The following is a 15,306-nucleotide window of genomic DNA, read 5'->3' as shown; positions in this document are numbered from 1 at the left end:
TCCAATCCCGGTCTTCTTCGCCCGCCGCGGCGGAAGGTGCAAGCCCGGGAAAGGCTGCGATCAGGCGCGGCCGGCGCCGTTGAGCTTTCTTTCGAGCCACAGGCTGTAACGCGAGCCGGTGAAGCAGATCGTGAAATAGACGAATGCGGCGAAGATATAGGCCTCGCTGTAAAAGCCGAGCCAGTTCGGGTCGGTCGCCGAGGTCTTGGCGGCGTTCAGCAGATCGTAGATGCCGATGACGGCAAGCAGCGAGGTGTTGAGCACGATGCCGATCGACAAATTGACGATCGCCGGGATGACGGCCCTCAGCGCCTGCGGCAGGACGACCAGCCGCAGCATCTGGATCCGGCTCAGTCCCAGCGACAGCGCCGCCTCCCGTTGGCCGGCTGGTACCACCTGCAGGCCAGCGCGAATGACTTCGGCGAGATAGGCGGAGAAGAACAGCGTGACACCGATCTGCGCGCGCAGCAGCTTGTCGATTGCAGCTCCGCTCGGCAGCGCCATCGGCACGATCAGCATGGCCACATAGAGGACAGCGATCATCGGGACACCGCGCAGCACTTCGATGAAGGTGATGGCGAGTGACCGCAGGATACCCATGTCGGACTGGCGGGCGAGCGCCAGCAGGAGCGCGACCGGGAAGGCAAAGGCGAGGCCGGCGATGGACACTGCAAGCGTGATCGGCAACCCGCCCCAATGGTTGGTCGAGACCGGTGCCATGCCCAGTGTTCCGGCCATCACCGCCCAGCCGCCGGCAAGCGCGGCCACCCAAAGGGGTACGAGCCGGAAACTCCAGAAGCGGGGGATGGCAGAAATAACGAGAAGCGCCAGTGTCAGTGCCACGACCAACGCAGGGCGCCATTGCAGCAGCGGCGGAAAGAAGGCGAAGAGCATGAAGCGAAGCTTGGCGCCGACGAACGCCCAACAGGCGCCGGCGGTTTCCGCTGCGCAATCGGCCGCGGTGCCGGTCCAGACCGCATCGATGACGGCCCAGCGGATGAAGGGAAGCAAGAGCCAGAGGATCGCGGCGAGGCTCAGGAGCGTAACGAGGCCATTGCCCCAACCGCTGAAAAGCCCTTGGCGCCAGCGGTGCCAGTCGGGCGCGACCGGTGGTGCAAGTTCGATCTGGCTCATCTTGTGCTTTCTGCGCGCAGAACCACGCGTCGATTGTAGAGGTTCATGACGGCTGAGACCGCAAGGCTGATCGTCAGGTAGACGGCGCCGATGATGATGATCGCCTCCAGCGCCTGTCCCGTGGTGTTGGCCGTCGTGTTGGCGACGCTGACGAGGTCGGGGTAGCCGATCGCCACCGCAAGGCTCGAGTTCTTGGTCAGATCCAGGAAGCTGGAGATCATCAGCGGCGTGATCACCCGCAGCGCCTGCGGCAGCACGACGAGGCGCAGGATTTGAGCGGGTTTCAGGCCGAGCGCTCGGGCCGCCTCCCATTGCCCTGCTTTGACGGACTGGATGCCGCTACGCACGATTTCCGATATCGAGGCCGAAGCATTGACGACGAGGCCGATGAGCAGGGCTGCGAATTCGGGTGTCAGCGACAGGCCGCCGCGGATGTTGAAGCCGCCCTTGGCGGGCACGTCCACGGAGGCGGTCAGGCCGAACGCAGCAAGAGCGAGGCAGCAGACGACTGCGCCGAAAGCGGCGCCGAAAACCTTCGGCAGGTAGAGGGCGGAGCCGGCGAGCAGGCGACGGGCGATGGCGAGCGCTGCAAATATCGCCAACACCACGGACGGCAACCAGATCGCCACGGAAAGGCCGTCGACGGAGATTGACGGGACGTAGACCCCGCGATTGCTGAGGTAGACGCTGCCGAGGAACGTGTAGGCGCCGCGCGGCGGCGGCAGGGCGTGAATGATGGCACTCCACAGGAAGAGTTGCAGCAGCAACGGCGTGTTGCGCAAAAGCTCGACATAGGCATGGACGAAGCTCGCCAAAAGCAGGTTGCCCGAGAGCCGTGCAATGCCGAGCGCGACCCCAAGTACGGTCGCGAGCAGGCAGCCGAAGATCGCCACCTTGACGGTGTTGGCGATACCGGCGGCAAGCGCGCGGGCATAGCTGTCGCCGGCGGAATAGGGCAGCAGGCTTTCCCCAATCTCGAAATTCGCTTGATGGGAGAGGAAGGCGAAGCCAGGGGTCAATCCCGTCCGATGCATGCTGTCGGCGGTGTTCTGCCCGAGAAAGGCAAAGAGCAGGAGTACGCCGATGAAGACCAGGCTCTGCTGCAGCGGCAGAGGGCCGATCCATGAACGTAGGCGCGAGACAAGTCCGGGCCCCGAAGGGCCCGGTTGGATATGGCGCGTCATGACCAGGTCCACGAACGGCTCAACGGAACGGCGGCGAATAAAGCAGGCCACCTGCGGTCCAGGGCTGGTTGTACCCGCGTTCGAAATTGAGCGCCGTGCCCTTGCCGACGTTGCGCTCGAAGATCTCGCCGTAATTGCCGACCGTCTTGACGATGTTGTAGGCGAACTTCGGATCAAGCCCGATGGCTTCACCGAGCGACGGGTCGACGCCGAGGAAGCGCTTGATCGCCGGATCTTCGCTCTTCAAGAAGGTGTCGACATTGTCCTTGGTGATGCCGAATTCTTCGGCCTGGATCGTCGCGTAGACCGTCCAGTTGACGATTTCGAGCCACTGGTCGTCACCGGCCCGGATTGCCGGCGCTAAGGGCTCCTTCGACAGGCGCTCCGGCAGAAGCACGTAGTCGTCGGGCTTGGAAAGCTGGGTGCGCTTGGCGGCAAGGTCGGTCGCGTCCTGCGTGAGCGCATCGACGCGACCGCTGTCAAGCGCCTTCAGGAACTCGCCGGTCTCTTCGATCGTCACCGGCGTGAAGGCCTTGCCGGTCTTGCGGAAGAAGTCGGCGATGTTGAGCTCGCCGGTCGTGCCGCTCTGAACGCCGATCGTCGCGCCGTCGAGTTCTTCGCCCTTGGCGACGCCGAGGTCCTTGCGCACAAGCAGGCCCTGGCCATCGTAGAAGACGACGGGACCGAAATGGAAACCCAGCTTGAAGGCGCGGCTCACCGTCTGGGTAACGCCCGAAAGCAGGATGTCGAATTCGCCCGATTGCAGCGCCGGCAGGCGCTGCTGCGGCGAGGAGTTGGTAAACTCGACCTTCTCTGCGTCATTGAAAACGGTGATGGCGATGGCGCGACCGAAATCGACGAAGAAGCCCTGCCAGCGGCCGCTGCTATCGGGCGAGAAGAAGCCCGGCGTGGTGCCGACGCCGACCTTGATCACGCCGCGTGCCTTGATCTTGTCAAGCGTTTCGCCCGCGAGCGCCGAGGTGGCGATGAGGCCAGCCGCCAACGCTGCCGTCGCGGCAAAGGTTTTGGTGAAAAGTTTTCGGTGATTGGAATTTCGCTGCATGAAAGGCCCCCAAGCCAAAAAGAATGTCATTGCGCGTCACCGGCAGAGCCGTTCGAGGCGTGTAAAAATAATTAAATCTATAGAAATTATATAATAGGTACGTTTGTGCGAATTTGAGCTCCGACGTGAAACAGATTTCGCCGCCTCGTTTTTGCCGGGAACGTTTTTGACAAGGGACTGTCGGTTCGCGGCAAGGTTGCCTCGCAAGAGAATGCCGCCCCAATGGATCGCCTTGGACTGCAGCCGGGCCTGCGGCTGCAGTCCAAGGCTGTGCCTCTTGTTGAGATTGGCGGAAGTTTCTAGGTTCCGCCCGTCGATTGGTTTATCTGCTTGGCGATGCAGCTCTTTGCGGGAAAATGGCGGGAACGGATAGGATGGGGCGCGCCGGTGTCGGTCGCCCTGCACCTCGTCGTTGCCTTCTTCCTGCTGTTCGATCTGCCGCTGGAACTGCCGAAGCCGCCGAAGGAGCAGACGGTCAACGTCGAGCTCGTTCCTCCGCCGGAGGCGAAGGAGGAGAAGAAGGCCGAGCAGAAACAGGCGGAGCAGAAGAAGGCGGGGCCGAAAAAAGGCGAAGAGAAGAAGGCCGAGCAACCGAAGCCGCAACCCAAGCCCAAGCCTCAGCCGAAGGCAGACCCGAAGCCGCAACCCAAACCGGCGCAGCAACTGCCGCAGTCCTTCGCCTCGGCCATGGCCAAGACCAAGCAGGACAACAAGGAGGCAGAGCTTCCGCCGGCTGCGCGCGAGACGGTGAAAAAGACGGAGGCTTCCGAGCCGGCAAAGGCCGTGGACGACAAGGCAAAGCCGGCGGATGAACCGGCAAAGGCGTCCTCGACCGAGAAAAAAGAGCCAGTCAAGGAGCTGAAACCCCCGTCAACGCTTGCCGTGCCTGCGAAATCCCCTGACCGCGCCACACAGAAGGCGGACGAAAAGGCCGCGGCGATGGTTGCCGATGCCAAGCCTGAACCAAAAGAAACGCCTGACGCCAAGCCGCAGACGGTCAAATCGGAGGAGGGGGCGGCAAAGGCAAAGCCGGCCGATGCTGCGGCAAAGGTCGAGCTCAAGCCCGTTCCGAGCAAACTGACCGAAGCAAAAGAACTTTACTCGGCAAAGTCGATTGCCGACCCGCGGGTGAAACAGGCGCTGATCAACCTGCCGGTCAAGAGGCGGATCCTGCAACTGTGCAATCTCGAGGCGCTGGAACAGATCCGCAGTCAACGGCCGGATACCCCGCCCGAAGGATTGGTGCCCTTCGGACCGAAGGGCGGCTTCATCACAAAAAACGGTATGGACGCCAGCGGTGGGGCCTACCAGAACAAATCGAATTGGTACGACGTCGACTTCAATTGCGTCGTCAATGAAGATGCGACCGAAGTGACCTCCTTCAGCATCGCCATCGGCGGCGAAGTGCCGAAAGCAGCCTGGAAGGAGCGGCGGCTTCCGGGGAATTGATCCTTGCGACACGGATGGCGGCGTATGCCTTGTCGTGGACAAAACCTCATTCCGCAACGACGGCCGGCTGTTTGCCGCGCTTGTCGCCAGAGGTCACCGGTCGCCACACTGCGCCTAGATGTTTGCCTGCCGGACCCTTCGGGGTCCGGCAGGCGCAGTGCGAGTTGCCACTCCCGCACTGAACTTGGATCTGCTATTCGGCGGCCTGCAGCGCCCGTTCACGGTAGACCGACACGAGCGATGTGCCGAGCATTGCCGCAACAGCGGCGAACAGGAAGACTCCGGCCGGCCCCTGGAGTTCGACGAGAACGCCGCCGAGGATCGCGCCGGTGGAAATGGCGATCTGGAAGGTGGTGAGCGTCGCAGCACCGGCGCCCTCGGCCTCATCGCCGGCGGCGCGGCTGAGGAAGGATTGCACGCTCACCGGCAGCGCACCGAAGGCGAAGCCCCAGGCGGCGGTCGTAACGATGGCGACAGCGGGCAATGCGCCTGCAAGCCCCAGGATCAAGGTCGTGGCGGCGACGCCGGCTGCGGCCGACATCATCGAAAGGCGCGTGCTGCGCTCGGCGAGGAAGCCGCCGGCAATGTTGCCGAAGAAGCCGCCAATGCCGAAGGCGAGCAGGATTGCGGTGATCGCTTCGACCCCGAACTGCGGGACCTGTTCGAGGAAGGGCCGGACATAGGTAAAGCCGGCAAAGTGGCCTGTGACGACGAGCAGGATCGTCGCAAGCCCCAGCCGGATCGCCGGACGCTTCAAGACGTTGAGGATGGTGTCGAGGCCGGTCGTCCCGACAGGCGGAAGGCGGGGAACAGTGAGCGCCTGGACGACGAAAGTGACGATGCCGACGGCAGCGGCGAGCAGGAAGGCATAGCGCCAGCCGAGCGTCGCGCCGATCCAGGCGCCGACAGGGGCGGCACAGACCGTTGCAATCGATACGCCGGACATGATGATCGCCATCGCCCGGGGCATCAGCCGGCTGGGAACAAGCCGCATGGCGAGGGCCAGCGACAGGGCCCAGAACCCGCCCAATCCGATGCCGAGCAGGAAGCGCGCGGCAAGCAGCATCGGCAGGCTGGATGCAAAGCCGGCGAGCAGGCTCGATATGACCAGAAGGGCGGTCAGGGCCAGAAGGACGTTCCGTCGATCGAAGCGCCCGGTGTAGACGACGATTGCTGGGCCGGCGATGGCCGCGACGACGGCCGTGGTCGTGACTGACTGGCCCGCAGCACCCACGGTCACGCCGAGATCGGCCGACATCGGCGTCAGAAGACTTGCCGGCAGAAACTCCGCCGTGACCAGGCCGAAAACCCCGAGCGACAGCGAAACGACGGCAGCCCACAGCGGCTTGTCTCGTTCAGTCGCCTGTCCCGTGGGCTTGGCGATAATACCATCCATAATTTTCATCTCCATTGCAGGTGGTGGTGAAAATATGCATGGCCCCTTGGAGTTTCTATGCTAGAAAATCCAAAACACTGTGCTGATTGTCCAAAGATGGAATGCGAGATGAGCGATGCGCTGACCGAGATCCTGCGCGGCCTGAGGCTCGACGGCGTTGAATATGGGCGCTGCCAGCCCTGCGCGCCATGGGCAACCTCCTATCCCGCGCAAGAGCCCGCGCGATTTCATTTTCTGGCCTCAGGTTCGGCCCATCTTCAGACACCTGATGGCGCGTGGACGGAACTGGCGCCGGGAGATGCCGTGCTCTTGCCGCGGGGCGATGCGCATGTGCTGGCCAGCAAGCCGGGGCTGCCGGCCATCTCGATCCGCGATCTGCCGAAGCGGCAGCTTTGCGATGGCATCGTCGACGTGCAATGCCCCAATTCGGACAGTCAGAATCTTCTGTTTTTCGCGGTGATGCAGTTCAACGTCGACCGGCTGCATCCGCTGCTGCAACTGATGCCGTCGGTCATGCGCACCAGCGATCTCGCCTCCAGCGAGCCGTCGATCCCATCGCTGCTCGACGCCATGACCCGCGAAGCGGCGATGCAGCGCGTCGGCGCGGGCGGCATCCTGGCGCGGCTTGCCGACGTCTTGACCGCGACAATCATCCGCACGTGGGTGGAGCATGGCTGTGGCACCTCGACCGGCTGGCTGGCGGCGGTGCGCCATCCGGAGGTCGGCCGCGTCCTTGCCGCGATCCACCTCGATCCGGCCAAGGACTGGACCGTGCCGGAACTGGCAAAGCTCATGGGTGCGTCCCGTTCCGGCTTTGCCCAACGCTTTGCCGACACGGTCGGCGAGACGCCGGCCCGTTACGTGGCGCGCATGCGCATGCACCAGGCGCATCAGTGGCTGCGCGAAGGAAAGCGCGTCGCCCATGTCGCCAATCGTCTCGGCTACGATTCCGAGGCGTCGTTCAGCCGCGCCTTCCGCAAGATCATGGGCGCGCCGCCCAGCCATTCGCGGAGCCTGACGTCTCCTGCGGATCAACGGGCCTCCTGATCTTCCTGCGGCCCCGGAGCCTCAGAATTTGACGAGCAGGTCGGCTTGGCAGCCGAAGGCGCCGGCAAGGTCGCTCTGGTTCGATGCGCGACGATCTTCGGGATGATCGTTGCCTCCTGGAGCATGTCGCTGGTGGTCTTTTCCAAAGCGCAGTCTCAGCGAAGACACGAAGCAAACCTTGCAATGGGCGCGCCTGGTTGCAAGCGGTGCTGAAGAAGGGGCGGTGGATGCACCCACCGCCCCCGGTCTTTGGTGCCTGGGCCGAGATTATTGGGCCGGTTGGCTCTCGGCGGGAAGCACCGCGGCCGGCGAGCCGGCTGCGGGTTGCACGGTGCTTTCGGCCGGCGGTACCGGCGAGCGGGTCCGCAGCGTCTCGGCACGGTGGCGACCGACCGAAACCCAGAACAGCGCGACGAGGGCTGCGACCGTCACGGTCACCGTCACGTAGCGGATCCAGGTCGGTGCGTGGCCGCCCGGATCGATGTGCTTCTCGTCGATCTCCCGCTTGCGGGTGATGGCGGCCGAGTAGAACACGATCGTCGAGATCACGAAGATCAGAGACCAGCGCGTCTGCTCGCCATCCGAACCGATCAGCGCCACGAGACTGTAGATCGCCGCCGCCAGGCCGATGACCACGTACCAGTTGTACGTGCTCGCCGGCATCTTCTTGTAGCCGAGCACCTTGATGGAGATCGCCGAGTAGATGTAGGGCAGCAGCGTCATGATCACCGCGATCGAGGCGATCTTGCCGAACTGTTCGCTGGCGGTCGGCGACATCGTCGCAAAAACCTGTACCGTCATGATGACCGCGACGATCGCAAGGCCCGCCGAGGGCACGCCCTTGGAATTGACCTTGGCGAAGATCGAGCCGAAGAGACCGTCATCGGCCGCGGCCTTTGCCGTCTGCCCGACGAGCAGCGTCCAGCCGGCAAGCGAGCCGAGGCAGCCGAGTGCGGCGCAGATCGCGACGACCGCGCCTGCCGTGTCGCCGAGCGCCAGCCGCGCGGCGTCGGCAAAGGGTGCGGAGGAGGCGATCAGCTCCTTGTTCGGGATCATGCCCATGATCACTGTCGAAGACAGGATGTAGGCAACCGCGGCAAGAATGACGCCGCCGACGGTCGCGATCGGCACGTTGCGTTGCGGATCGCGAACGACTCCGGCTGAGACCGACGCACTTTCGACGCCGATGAAGGCCCAGAGCGTGAAGTTGAGCGTCGCCATGATCGCCGCCCAGCTGTCCTTGCCGGAAACGTTCCAGCCTTCGGAGAAGGTCGCCGGCGAGAACCAGAACCAGCCGAAGATCGCCATGCCGAGGATCGGCACCAGCGCGAAGGACGTCGTGAAGGATTGCAGCCGGCCGACGACATTCGGCCCGAGGATGTTGGCGTAGGTAAAGAACCAGATGAGCGCCACCTGGGCGAGCGCGGAGACCAGCGGATCGCGCAGCATCGGGAAGAAGGCCGTGAGGTAACCGAGACCGGCGACCGCAAGTCCGACGTTACCCACCACATTTGCCAGCCAGTAGATGAGGTTGGTCTGGTAGCCCATGTAGTCGCCGAAGGCCTTGCGCGTATAGGCGTAGGGGCCGCCGGCGGCGGGATCGATCGCCGCGAGCTTCGCGAAGGTCAGCGCCAGCGCGATCGCGCCGGCAATGGTGATCAGCCACCCGAAGACGGCGATGGACCCGACTGCGGCGAGGTTCGCCGGCAGCATGAAGACGCCCGAGCCCATCATGTTGCCCGCGACCATCAGGGTCGCGGGAACGAGGCCGATCTTGGCGGAGTCCGCCACAACAGAGGATGTGGCTTTGGAAGCGGTATCGACAGCAGCCATGTTCGTTGCTCCTGCAGCCGGTTCAACGGGTCAAGACATAGACGCGGTAGAGGCCGTTCTCGACCTCCACCCCGTGCGTGTCGTGGGTGAAGCCCGGGAACCGCAGGTCGTAGGCCTCGAGCGCCTTCAGGTAGCCGAGAACCGGGCCGTCGGCCGGGCCGGCGTTCTCGCCGGGCATCAACAGCGGGATGCCCGGCGGGTAGGGCACGACGCCGGTCGCGACCGTGCGGTCGGCAAGCTCATCGAGGGTGACCTGTTCCACCTCGCCGCGCACCAGTCGTTCATAGGCGCGCACCGGGCTTAGGTCCGGATGCGGCAGAACCGAGAAACCGGCCGCCATGGAGGCGGTGGTCTTCAGCTGGTCCATCGCCGAAAACATCGTGTCGGCGAGATCCTTGAGGCCCATGCCGGCGTAACGTTCGGGATGGTCCTCGGCGAGCGACGGGATCGCCACTTCGAGCGTGAGATTGGCGTCGTAGTCGCGCTTGAAGTCGCAGAGCGCGCTGACGAGCGAGCCCCATTTGCCCTTGGTGATGCCGAGCGAAAAGAGGAAGAGGATGGTGAAGTCGGTGGTCTTTTCGACCACGATGCCGCGGGCATCGAGATAGGCGGTGACGAGACTTGCCGGAATGCCGACCGGCATCAGCCCGCCGCCGGGCGCGACGCCTGGCGTGACGATCGACACCTTGATCGGGTCGAGCATGCAATAGCCGTCCTCGATCTCGCCGAAGCCGTGCCATGCTGCGCCGGGCTTCAGCACCCAGCAGGACGGGTCCGTCGTCAGGGCTTCCGGCGAGGCTTCGTGGAACGGGCCGGTGCGGCCGGTCTTCGGGTCGCGCACGGTGTCGGGTTGCCAGCAATCGAAGAACCAGTCGCCGCGTTCGGCCGCATCGTTTGCCAGCCGCGACATCATCAGGCGGAAGGCGACGGCTTCCTCGATCGATTCATTGGTGATCGCTGCCCCGCCAGGCCCGTCCATCATCGCCGCCGAAACGTCGTTCGAGGCGATGATGGCGTAGTTCGGCGAGGTCGAGGCGTGCATCATGAACGTCTCGTTGAAGATGCCATGCGGGATCGGCTTGCGGCCGTCGCGCACATGGATGAAGGAGGCCTGCGAAAGTGCCGCCAGCAGCTTGTGCGTCGACTGGGTGGCAAAGACCGTGGGCTTGTCCGCGGTATGCGCCTTCGGATCACCATGCATCGCATGGCGGTCGCGATAGATCGGGTTGAAGCGGGCGTAGCCATACCAGGCTTCGTCGAAATGCAGCCGGTCGACGCTGGCGCCGAGAAGTTCCTCGACGCGGGCGACGTTGTAGCAAAGGCCGTCATAGGTCGAGTTGGTGATGATCGCGTGCTTCGGCTCGCGGTCCTTGAGATCGGCCGCCAGCGGGTTGTCGTCGATCGTCTTGCGGATGGCCGCCGCCGTCAGGCGCTCCGGCGGGATCGGGCCGATGATGCCGTAGTGGTTTCGGGTCGGCACGAGATAGGTCGGTACTGCGCCCGACATGGTCATCGCGTGTTCGGCGGACTTGTGGCAATTGCGGTCGCAAAGCGCGATCTGGTCGCGGCTGACGCTCGCCATCAGGATGACGCGGTTGGAGGTCGAGGATCCATTGGTGACGTGGTAGCTGCGGTGCGAGCCGAAGACGCGGGCAGCGTATTTTTCGCTGGCGCCGATCGGCCCGGAATGGTCGAGCAGCGATCCGAGCTCGCCGACCGAGATCGAGAGGTCGGAGCGCAGCAAGGGCTCGCCAAAGAACTCGAAGAAGGCGCGGCCGGGCGGCGATTTGAGGAAGCCGGTGCCGCCGGTATGGCCCGGCGTGTGCCAGGAATATTCATGCACCTGCGAAAACTGGGCGAGCGCCTTGAACATCGGCGGCAACACGGTGGAGCGATAACGCTCGATCGCCGCCTGGATGCGGCCGCCGACGAAGTCCATCGTGTCTTCGAGCATCCAGACGAAGTCATCGACCTTTGCCATGATGTCGGCGGGGACGGTGGAGGCGACACTGCGGTCGGCGAGCAGGAAGAGCGGCACGGTGCCGTTGCGCTTGCGCAGCGCCTCGACAACGCCGACGGACTGCTCGTGACCCTCCGGCCCGAGATCCCAATCGACCAGCACGCATTGGAGGGCTGGGTCGGACCTGATCACGGCAACGCCGTCATCGGCGCTCTCCGCCGTCACCACTTCGATCTGGCGGCGCTCCAGTTCCGCGATCAGCGACCGTACGGCGCGGCCTGCCGCACTTTCCTCGCTGATCTCGTCATCAAGAACGAGTGCTTTCATGCCAAGACGGCGGTGACCCCTGATCAACGTGCTCATATCCAATCGTCTCCGTAGTTTGGTGCTAGATGCAGGTGGGGTTCGTTGTCGGTCAGTTTGCGGATTGCTCCTTCCGCTCGACCGACAGGTAAACGGGCAGTGCTACGAGCAGCAGCAGCAGACACCAGAGGCCCGCCTGAGGTCCGCTGCCGTAGACCGTCCAAAGGGAGAATGCGAAGGCGACCAGCGCATAGGGCCTGTAGGGGCCGACGCGGACGCCGGCCCATTCCTCGTCGCCAGGGCGTGTGAGCGCCAGGAACAGCGCGCCTTCGACGAGACTGCAGAAGACGTAAGGAACCATGGCCGCTGTGGTCGAAAGATCGACGGCAAAGCGGTAGACGGCCATCAGCCCCGAGACCCCGGAGGTCTGCAGCACGAGGAGGGCCGAGGCGAGCGTCATCGACATAATAATGCCCCGCTGCGGCACGCCGCGGCGCGAGAGGCGGCCGAAGACAGGCGGGAACAGCCCGTCGCGCGCCGCCGCCATCGGCACCTGCGCCATCAGGAGCGTCCAGCCGTTGAGCGCGCCGATCGAGGAGAGCACGACGGCACCTGCCACCAGATTGCTTCCCCACCAGCCCCACATCATGAAGGCAGCATCGGAAAAGGGGGCGGCGGAGCGCGCCAGCGTTTCGCGCGGCACCGTGCCCATGACGACCAGCGTGCCGAGTATGAAGATCAATCCGCAGCAGAGTGTGCCGAGCACCGTCGCCCGCGGGATCGTCCGCTTCGGATCGTCGACATCTCCGGCCGGCACGGTCGCCGACTCGATGCCGAGGAAGGCGAACATCGTCAGTGGCGCGGTCGCGGAAATGAGGCCGAGGAAGGAGAGACCACTTGGATTGACCGGCGTCAGGTTCTGCGGCTCGACCCAGAAGAGGCCGAGAAGCGCAATGGCGATGAACGGAACGAGCTTCAGGCCAACGGTCGCGACCTGAAAACGTCCGGCGCTCTTGACGCCGAACATGTTGACGAAGGCGACCAGCCACATGGCGGCGAGCGAAACGGCAGTGAAGCCGCCGGGCACATTCTGAAGGTTCGGGAAGAACACGCCGAGATAGCCGGTAAAGGCCATGGCGATCGCCGGCAGCGACGCCCAGATCGAGATCCAATAGGCCCAGGCGACCATAAAGCCGGCAAACCGCCCAAAGGCCATGCGCGTATAGGCATAGGGACCGCCCGTCGCCGGCTGGACGCTGGCAAGCCTGGCAAAGACCAGGCCGAGGCACATGGCGGCGACCGCCATGCCGATCCAGCCGACGAGCGCTGCGGCGCCATAGGGCGCCAAGGCTGCGGGCGACAGATAGAAGCCGGAACCGATGATGTTGCCGACGACGAGCGCCGAGCAGGCCCAGATGCCGAGGCTTGGCGGTGTTGCCACTTCGGACGCGATTCCCTGATTTCTGCCGGTGGTTGCATCAAGCGGCTTCGTCATGGATGGGGTTGCTCCCTTGCCAAAGACGAGGCGAACTTATGAACTGTTTCTTATGGTTGCAACTGCTTTATTTTACTCGACTATCGGTCGCTCCACCCTGCGCGCTGGCGATGGTGGGAAACGACTTTGCCTCAAGGGGAGCCGATGCGGCGCGATCGCTGGCGTTGCAGGCTTCTCATGAAACTATTCCATTTTTGAGATGCCCTTTTGCCGCGGAGGAAGGTAGGGTCCTCTGCGACGAAATGTCTGCTTCGTGGTCGGATCAGCGGACAGGAATACGACGAGAAAAATGATAGATATCAAATACTTGCGACTTCGGGATCTCGGCATCCGGCCGGGCGTCTACGAGACCGGTTCCCTGAACGCGATCACCGATGTTGAAGGCGTTGCAGTCGGCCATGCCACCGTTATCGACGGCGATCGCATCCGCACAGGTGCTACCGCCATCCTGCCGCATGACGGCAACCTCTTTCAGGACAAGGTGCCGGCGGCGCTCGCGGTGCTCAACGGTTTCGGCAAATTTGCCGGTTCCACCCAGATCGAGGAGCTCGGCGAGCTCGAGACACCCGTCATTCTTACCAATACGCTTGCGACCGGACGAGCGATCGAGGCGATCAACCGCTGGACGCTGACGCAGCCCGGCAACGAGAAGGTCGTGTCGCTGAACGCGGTTGTCGGCGAAACCAACGATTCCCGCCTCAACGACATTCGCGCCGGCCGCCCGACGATCGACGAAATGGGCGCAGCCCTGGCTGCGGCGAAAACTGGTGTTATCGAGGAGGGCGCTGTCGGCGCCGGAACCGGCACGGTGGCCTTCGGGCTCAAGGGCGGCATCGGCACAAGTTCGCGGCGGGTGAAGGCGGCGGGCGAGGTTTTCACGCTCGGCGTGCTCGTTCAATCGAATTATGGTGGCCGTCTCACCGTTTGCGGGCGCGCCTACGAAGCGCCAGCAGCGCATGACCGGGACGGCTCGATCGTCATCGTGATCGCGACCGATGCGCCGCTCTCTTCGCGCAATCTCAAGCGCCTTGCCGAGCGCGCCTTCGGCGGTCTTGCCCGCACGGGGGCGGCACTCAGCAACGGTTCCGGCGACTACGCGCTTGCCTTCTCGACAGCATCTACGGTCCGCCGCACCAGGGCGCGGCGGGCAGCGATCGTGCAGTACCCGGATCTTGCGAACGACCTGATGTCGCCGCTCTTTGAAGCCGTGATCGAAGCTACGGAAGAAGCGATCCTCAATTCGCTGACGACGGCGCGGACGACACAGGGCTTCAACGCGGCGAGCGGCAAGCCGAGCACGATCGAAGCGATTTCGCTCGAGCGGCTTCGCGCCATGAGCCAACGCTGACCTTACGCCTGCGGAGCACACCTGGTGTTGCGATCCGCCGCCCCTTTCCAAACCCAATCGCCTGGAGTTTTCATGTCCCTGTCCCCCATTCGCACCGTCTATCTCAACGGCGCATTCCTGCCCGAGAACGAAGCGCGGCTTTCGATCTTCGATCGCGGTTTTCTCTTCGGCGACGGCATCTATGAGGTGACGGCCGTGCTCGATGGCAGGCTGATCGACAGCGCGCCACACATGGCGCGGCTGGAACGTTCGGCCCGCGAAATCAACGTGCCGCTGCCAGTATCGATCGAGGAGGTTGTCGCCATCGAAAAGCGGCTGGTGCAGGAGAACGGCCTTGCCGAAGGCATCGTCTATCTCCAGCTCACCCGCGGAGCCGAAGACCGGAACTTCCTGTTCTCGGAGGATATCAAGCCGACGCTTCTGCTCTTCACCCAGGCAAAGGCGCTGGTGAACGTCGCTGCGGCGCAGAAGGGGCTTTCGGTCGTTTCCGTTCCCGACCAGCGCTGGGCGCGGCGCGACATCAAGAGTGTGTGTCTGCTGCCGCAGGTGATCGCCAAGCGCATCGCCAAGGCCGAGGGCTGCGACGAGGCCTGGATGATCGAAGACGGCTTGGTCACCGAGGGAGCGTCCTCCACCGCCTACATCATCACTGCAGACAATCGCATCGTGACGCGCGGCAACAGCCAGGCAACCCTGCCGGGCTGTACCCGGCTTGCCGCACTCGCCTTGGCGCGAGAACAGGGGCTGACGCTCGAAGAACGGCCCTTCACTCTTGAAGAAGCAATCGACGCCCGTGAGGCCTGCCTGACCAGCGCCTCGAACTTCGTCGCCCCGATCACCCGGATCGATGGCCAGCCTGTCGGATCAGGCGTGCCGGGCCCGATCGTCAGACGCCTGCGCGAACTCTATCTGGAACAGGCGCGGCGAACGGCGATCTAGAGCGCCGTGCGTTCATATGAACGCACCAAGGATGCTCTAGGACGAATCGACATTCACGGCAGCCAGATCATTGCGGCGAGGAGATAGACGAAGCCTTCGAAGTGGATTGTTCTGCGGTCGTATCGGGTGGCGAAGCGTCGGAAGTGCTTCATTCG

11 protein-coding genes and 1 pseudogene are annotated in these 15,306 nt (G+C 63.9%); 4 read left to right on the top strand and 8 right to left on the bottom strand.

Going from position 1 to position 15,306, the window contains the following annotated elements; genetic code table 11:
• Positions 1–60 precede the first annotated feature (60 nt).
• From BBX50_RS16430 to BBX50_RS16420, 3 genes are read right to left on the bottom strand one after another with little or no spacing between them, the layout of a single operon-like run.
• Positions 61–1,134: an amino acid ABC transporter permease gene (locus BBX50_RS16430; protein WP_065776402.1), complete on the bottom strand. Its 1,074-nt coding sequence runs from the start codon at positions 1,132–1,134 to the stop codon at positions 61–63.
• On the bottom strand, positions 1,131–2,318 hold the full coding sequence (locus BBX50_RS16425; RefSeq protein ID WP_065776706.1) for an ABC transporter permease subunit: 1,188 nt from the start codon (positions 2,316–2,318) through the stop codon (positions 1,131–1,133). The genes BBX50_RS16430 and BBX50_RS16425 overlap by 4 nt, the downstream gene beginning before the upstream one ends.
• Before the next feature lie 19 nt (positions 2,319–2,337).
• Positions 2,338–3,381, bottom strand: coding sequence for an amino acid ABC transporter substrate-binding protein (locus BBX50_RS16420; RefSeq protein WP_065776401.1), 1,044 nt, complete (start codon positions 3,379–3,381; stop codon positions 2,338–2,340).
• Between the two features lie 387 nt (positions 3,382–3,768).
• Here BBX50_RS16420 and BBX50_RS16415 point away from each other — a divergent pair, with 387 nt between their 5' ends.
• On the top strand, positions 3,769–4,830 hold the full coding sequence (locus tag BBX50_RS16415; RefSeq protein ID WP_244513187.1) for a DUF930 domain-containing protein: 1,062 nt from the start codon (positions 3,769–3,771) through the stop codon (positions 4,828–4,830).
• Between the two features lie 193 nt (positions 4,831–5,023).
• Here the strand turns inward: BBX50_RS16415 and BBX50_RS16410 are convergent, their stop codons facing one another.
• Entirely contained in the window at positions 5,024–6,226 is a 1,203-nt protein-coding gene (locus BBX50_RS16410) for an MFS transporter (protein WP_065776399.1), read from the bottom strand.
• A 108-nt stretch (positions 6,227–6,334) separates the two neighbouring features.
• Between BBX50_RS16410 and BBX50_RS16405 the strand changes: the two genes are divergently transcribed.
• Complete coding sequence (locus BBX50_RS16405) at positions 6,335–7,273, top strand: AraC family transcriptional regulator (protein WP_065776398.1); 939 nt, start codon at positions 6,335–6,337, stop codon at positions 7,271–7,273.
• 267 nt (positions 7,274–7,540) lie between these two features.
• Here the strand turns inward: BBX50_RS16405 and adiC are convergent, their stop codons facing one another.
• Genes adiC through BBX50_RS16390 form a run of 3 tightly spaced genes read right to left on the bottom strand, consistent with a single transcriptional unit; the run spans position 7,541 to position 12,864 of the window.
• The gene (gene adiC / locus BBX50_RS16400; protein ID WP_065776397.1) at positions 7,541–9,106 is read right to left on the bottom strand and encodes an arginine/agmatine antiporter; all 1,566 of its coding nucleotides are present in this window, start codon (positions 9,104–9,106) and stop codon (positions 7,541–7,543) included.
• Between the two features lie 22 nt (positions 9,107–9,128).
• Positions 9,129–11,429 (bottom strand): Orn/Lys/Arg decarboxylase N-terminal domain-containing protein, encoded by a 2,301-nt coding sequence (locus BBX50_RS16395; RefSeq protein WP_065776396.1) that lies wholly within the window; start codon positions 11,427–11,429, stop codon positions 9,129–9,131.
• 52 nt (positions 11,430–11,481) lie between these two features.
• Positions 11,482–12,864 (bottom strand): amino acid permease, encoded by a 1,383-nt coding sequence (locus BBX50_RS16390; protein ID WP_065776395.1) that lies wholly within the window; start codon positions 12,862–12,864, stop codon positions 11,482–11,484.
• 289 nt (positions 12,865–13,153) lie between these two features.
• Here BBX50_RS16390 and BBX50_RS16385 point away from each other — a divergent pair, with 289 nt between their 5' ends.
• Both BBX50_RS16385 and BBX50_RS16380 read left to right on the top strand, forming a co-directional pair.
• The gene (locus tag BBX50_RS16385) at positions 13,154–14,212 is read left to right on the top strand and encodes a P1 family peptidase (protein ID WP_065776394.1); all 1,059 of its coding nucleotides are present in this window, start codon (positions 13,154–13,156) and stop codon (positions 14,210–14,212) included.
• 72 nt (positions 14,213–14,284) lie between these two features.
• Positions 14,285–15,151, top strand: a complete 867-nt coding sequence (locus tag BBX50_RS16380) for a D-amino-acid transaminase (RefSeq protein ID WP_065776393.1) — start codon at positions 14,285–14,287, stop codon at positions 15,149–15,151.
• 53 nt (positions 15,152–15,204) lie between these two features.
• Here BBX50_RS16380 and BBX50_RS30795 read toward each other — a convergent pair.
• A pseudogene (locus BBX50_RS30795) lies at positions 15,205–15,306 on the bottom strand (IS5/IS1182 family transposase); the annotation flags it as partial.

This window comes from Ensifer sp. LC11 (genome assembly GCF_001695835.1).
Taxonomy (GTDB): domain Bacteria; phylum Pseudomonadota; class Alphaproteobacteria; order Rhizobiales; family Rhizobiaceae; genus Ensifer.
Note: the sequence above shows the minus strand (reverse complement) of the source record. Positions and strands in the feature narration are given on the sequence as shown.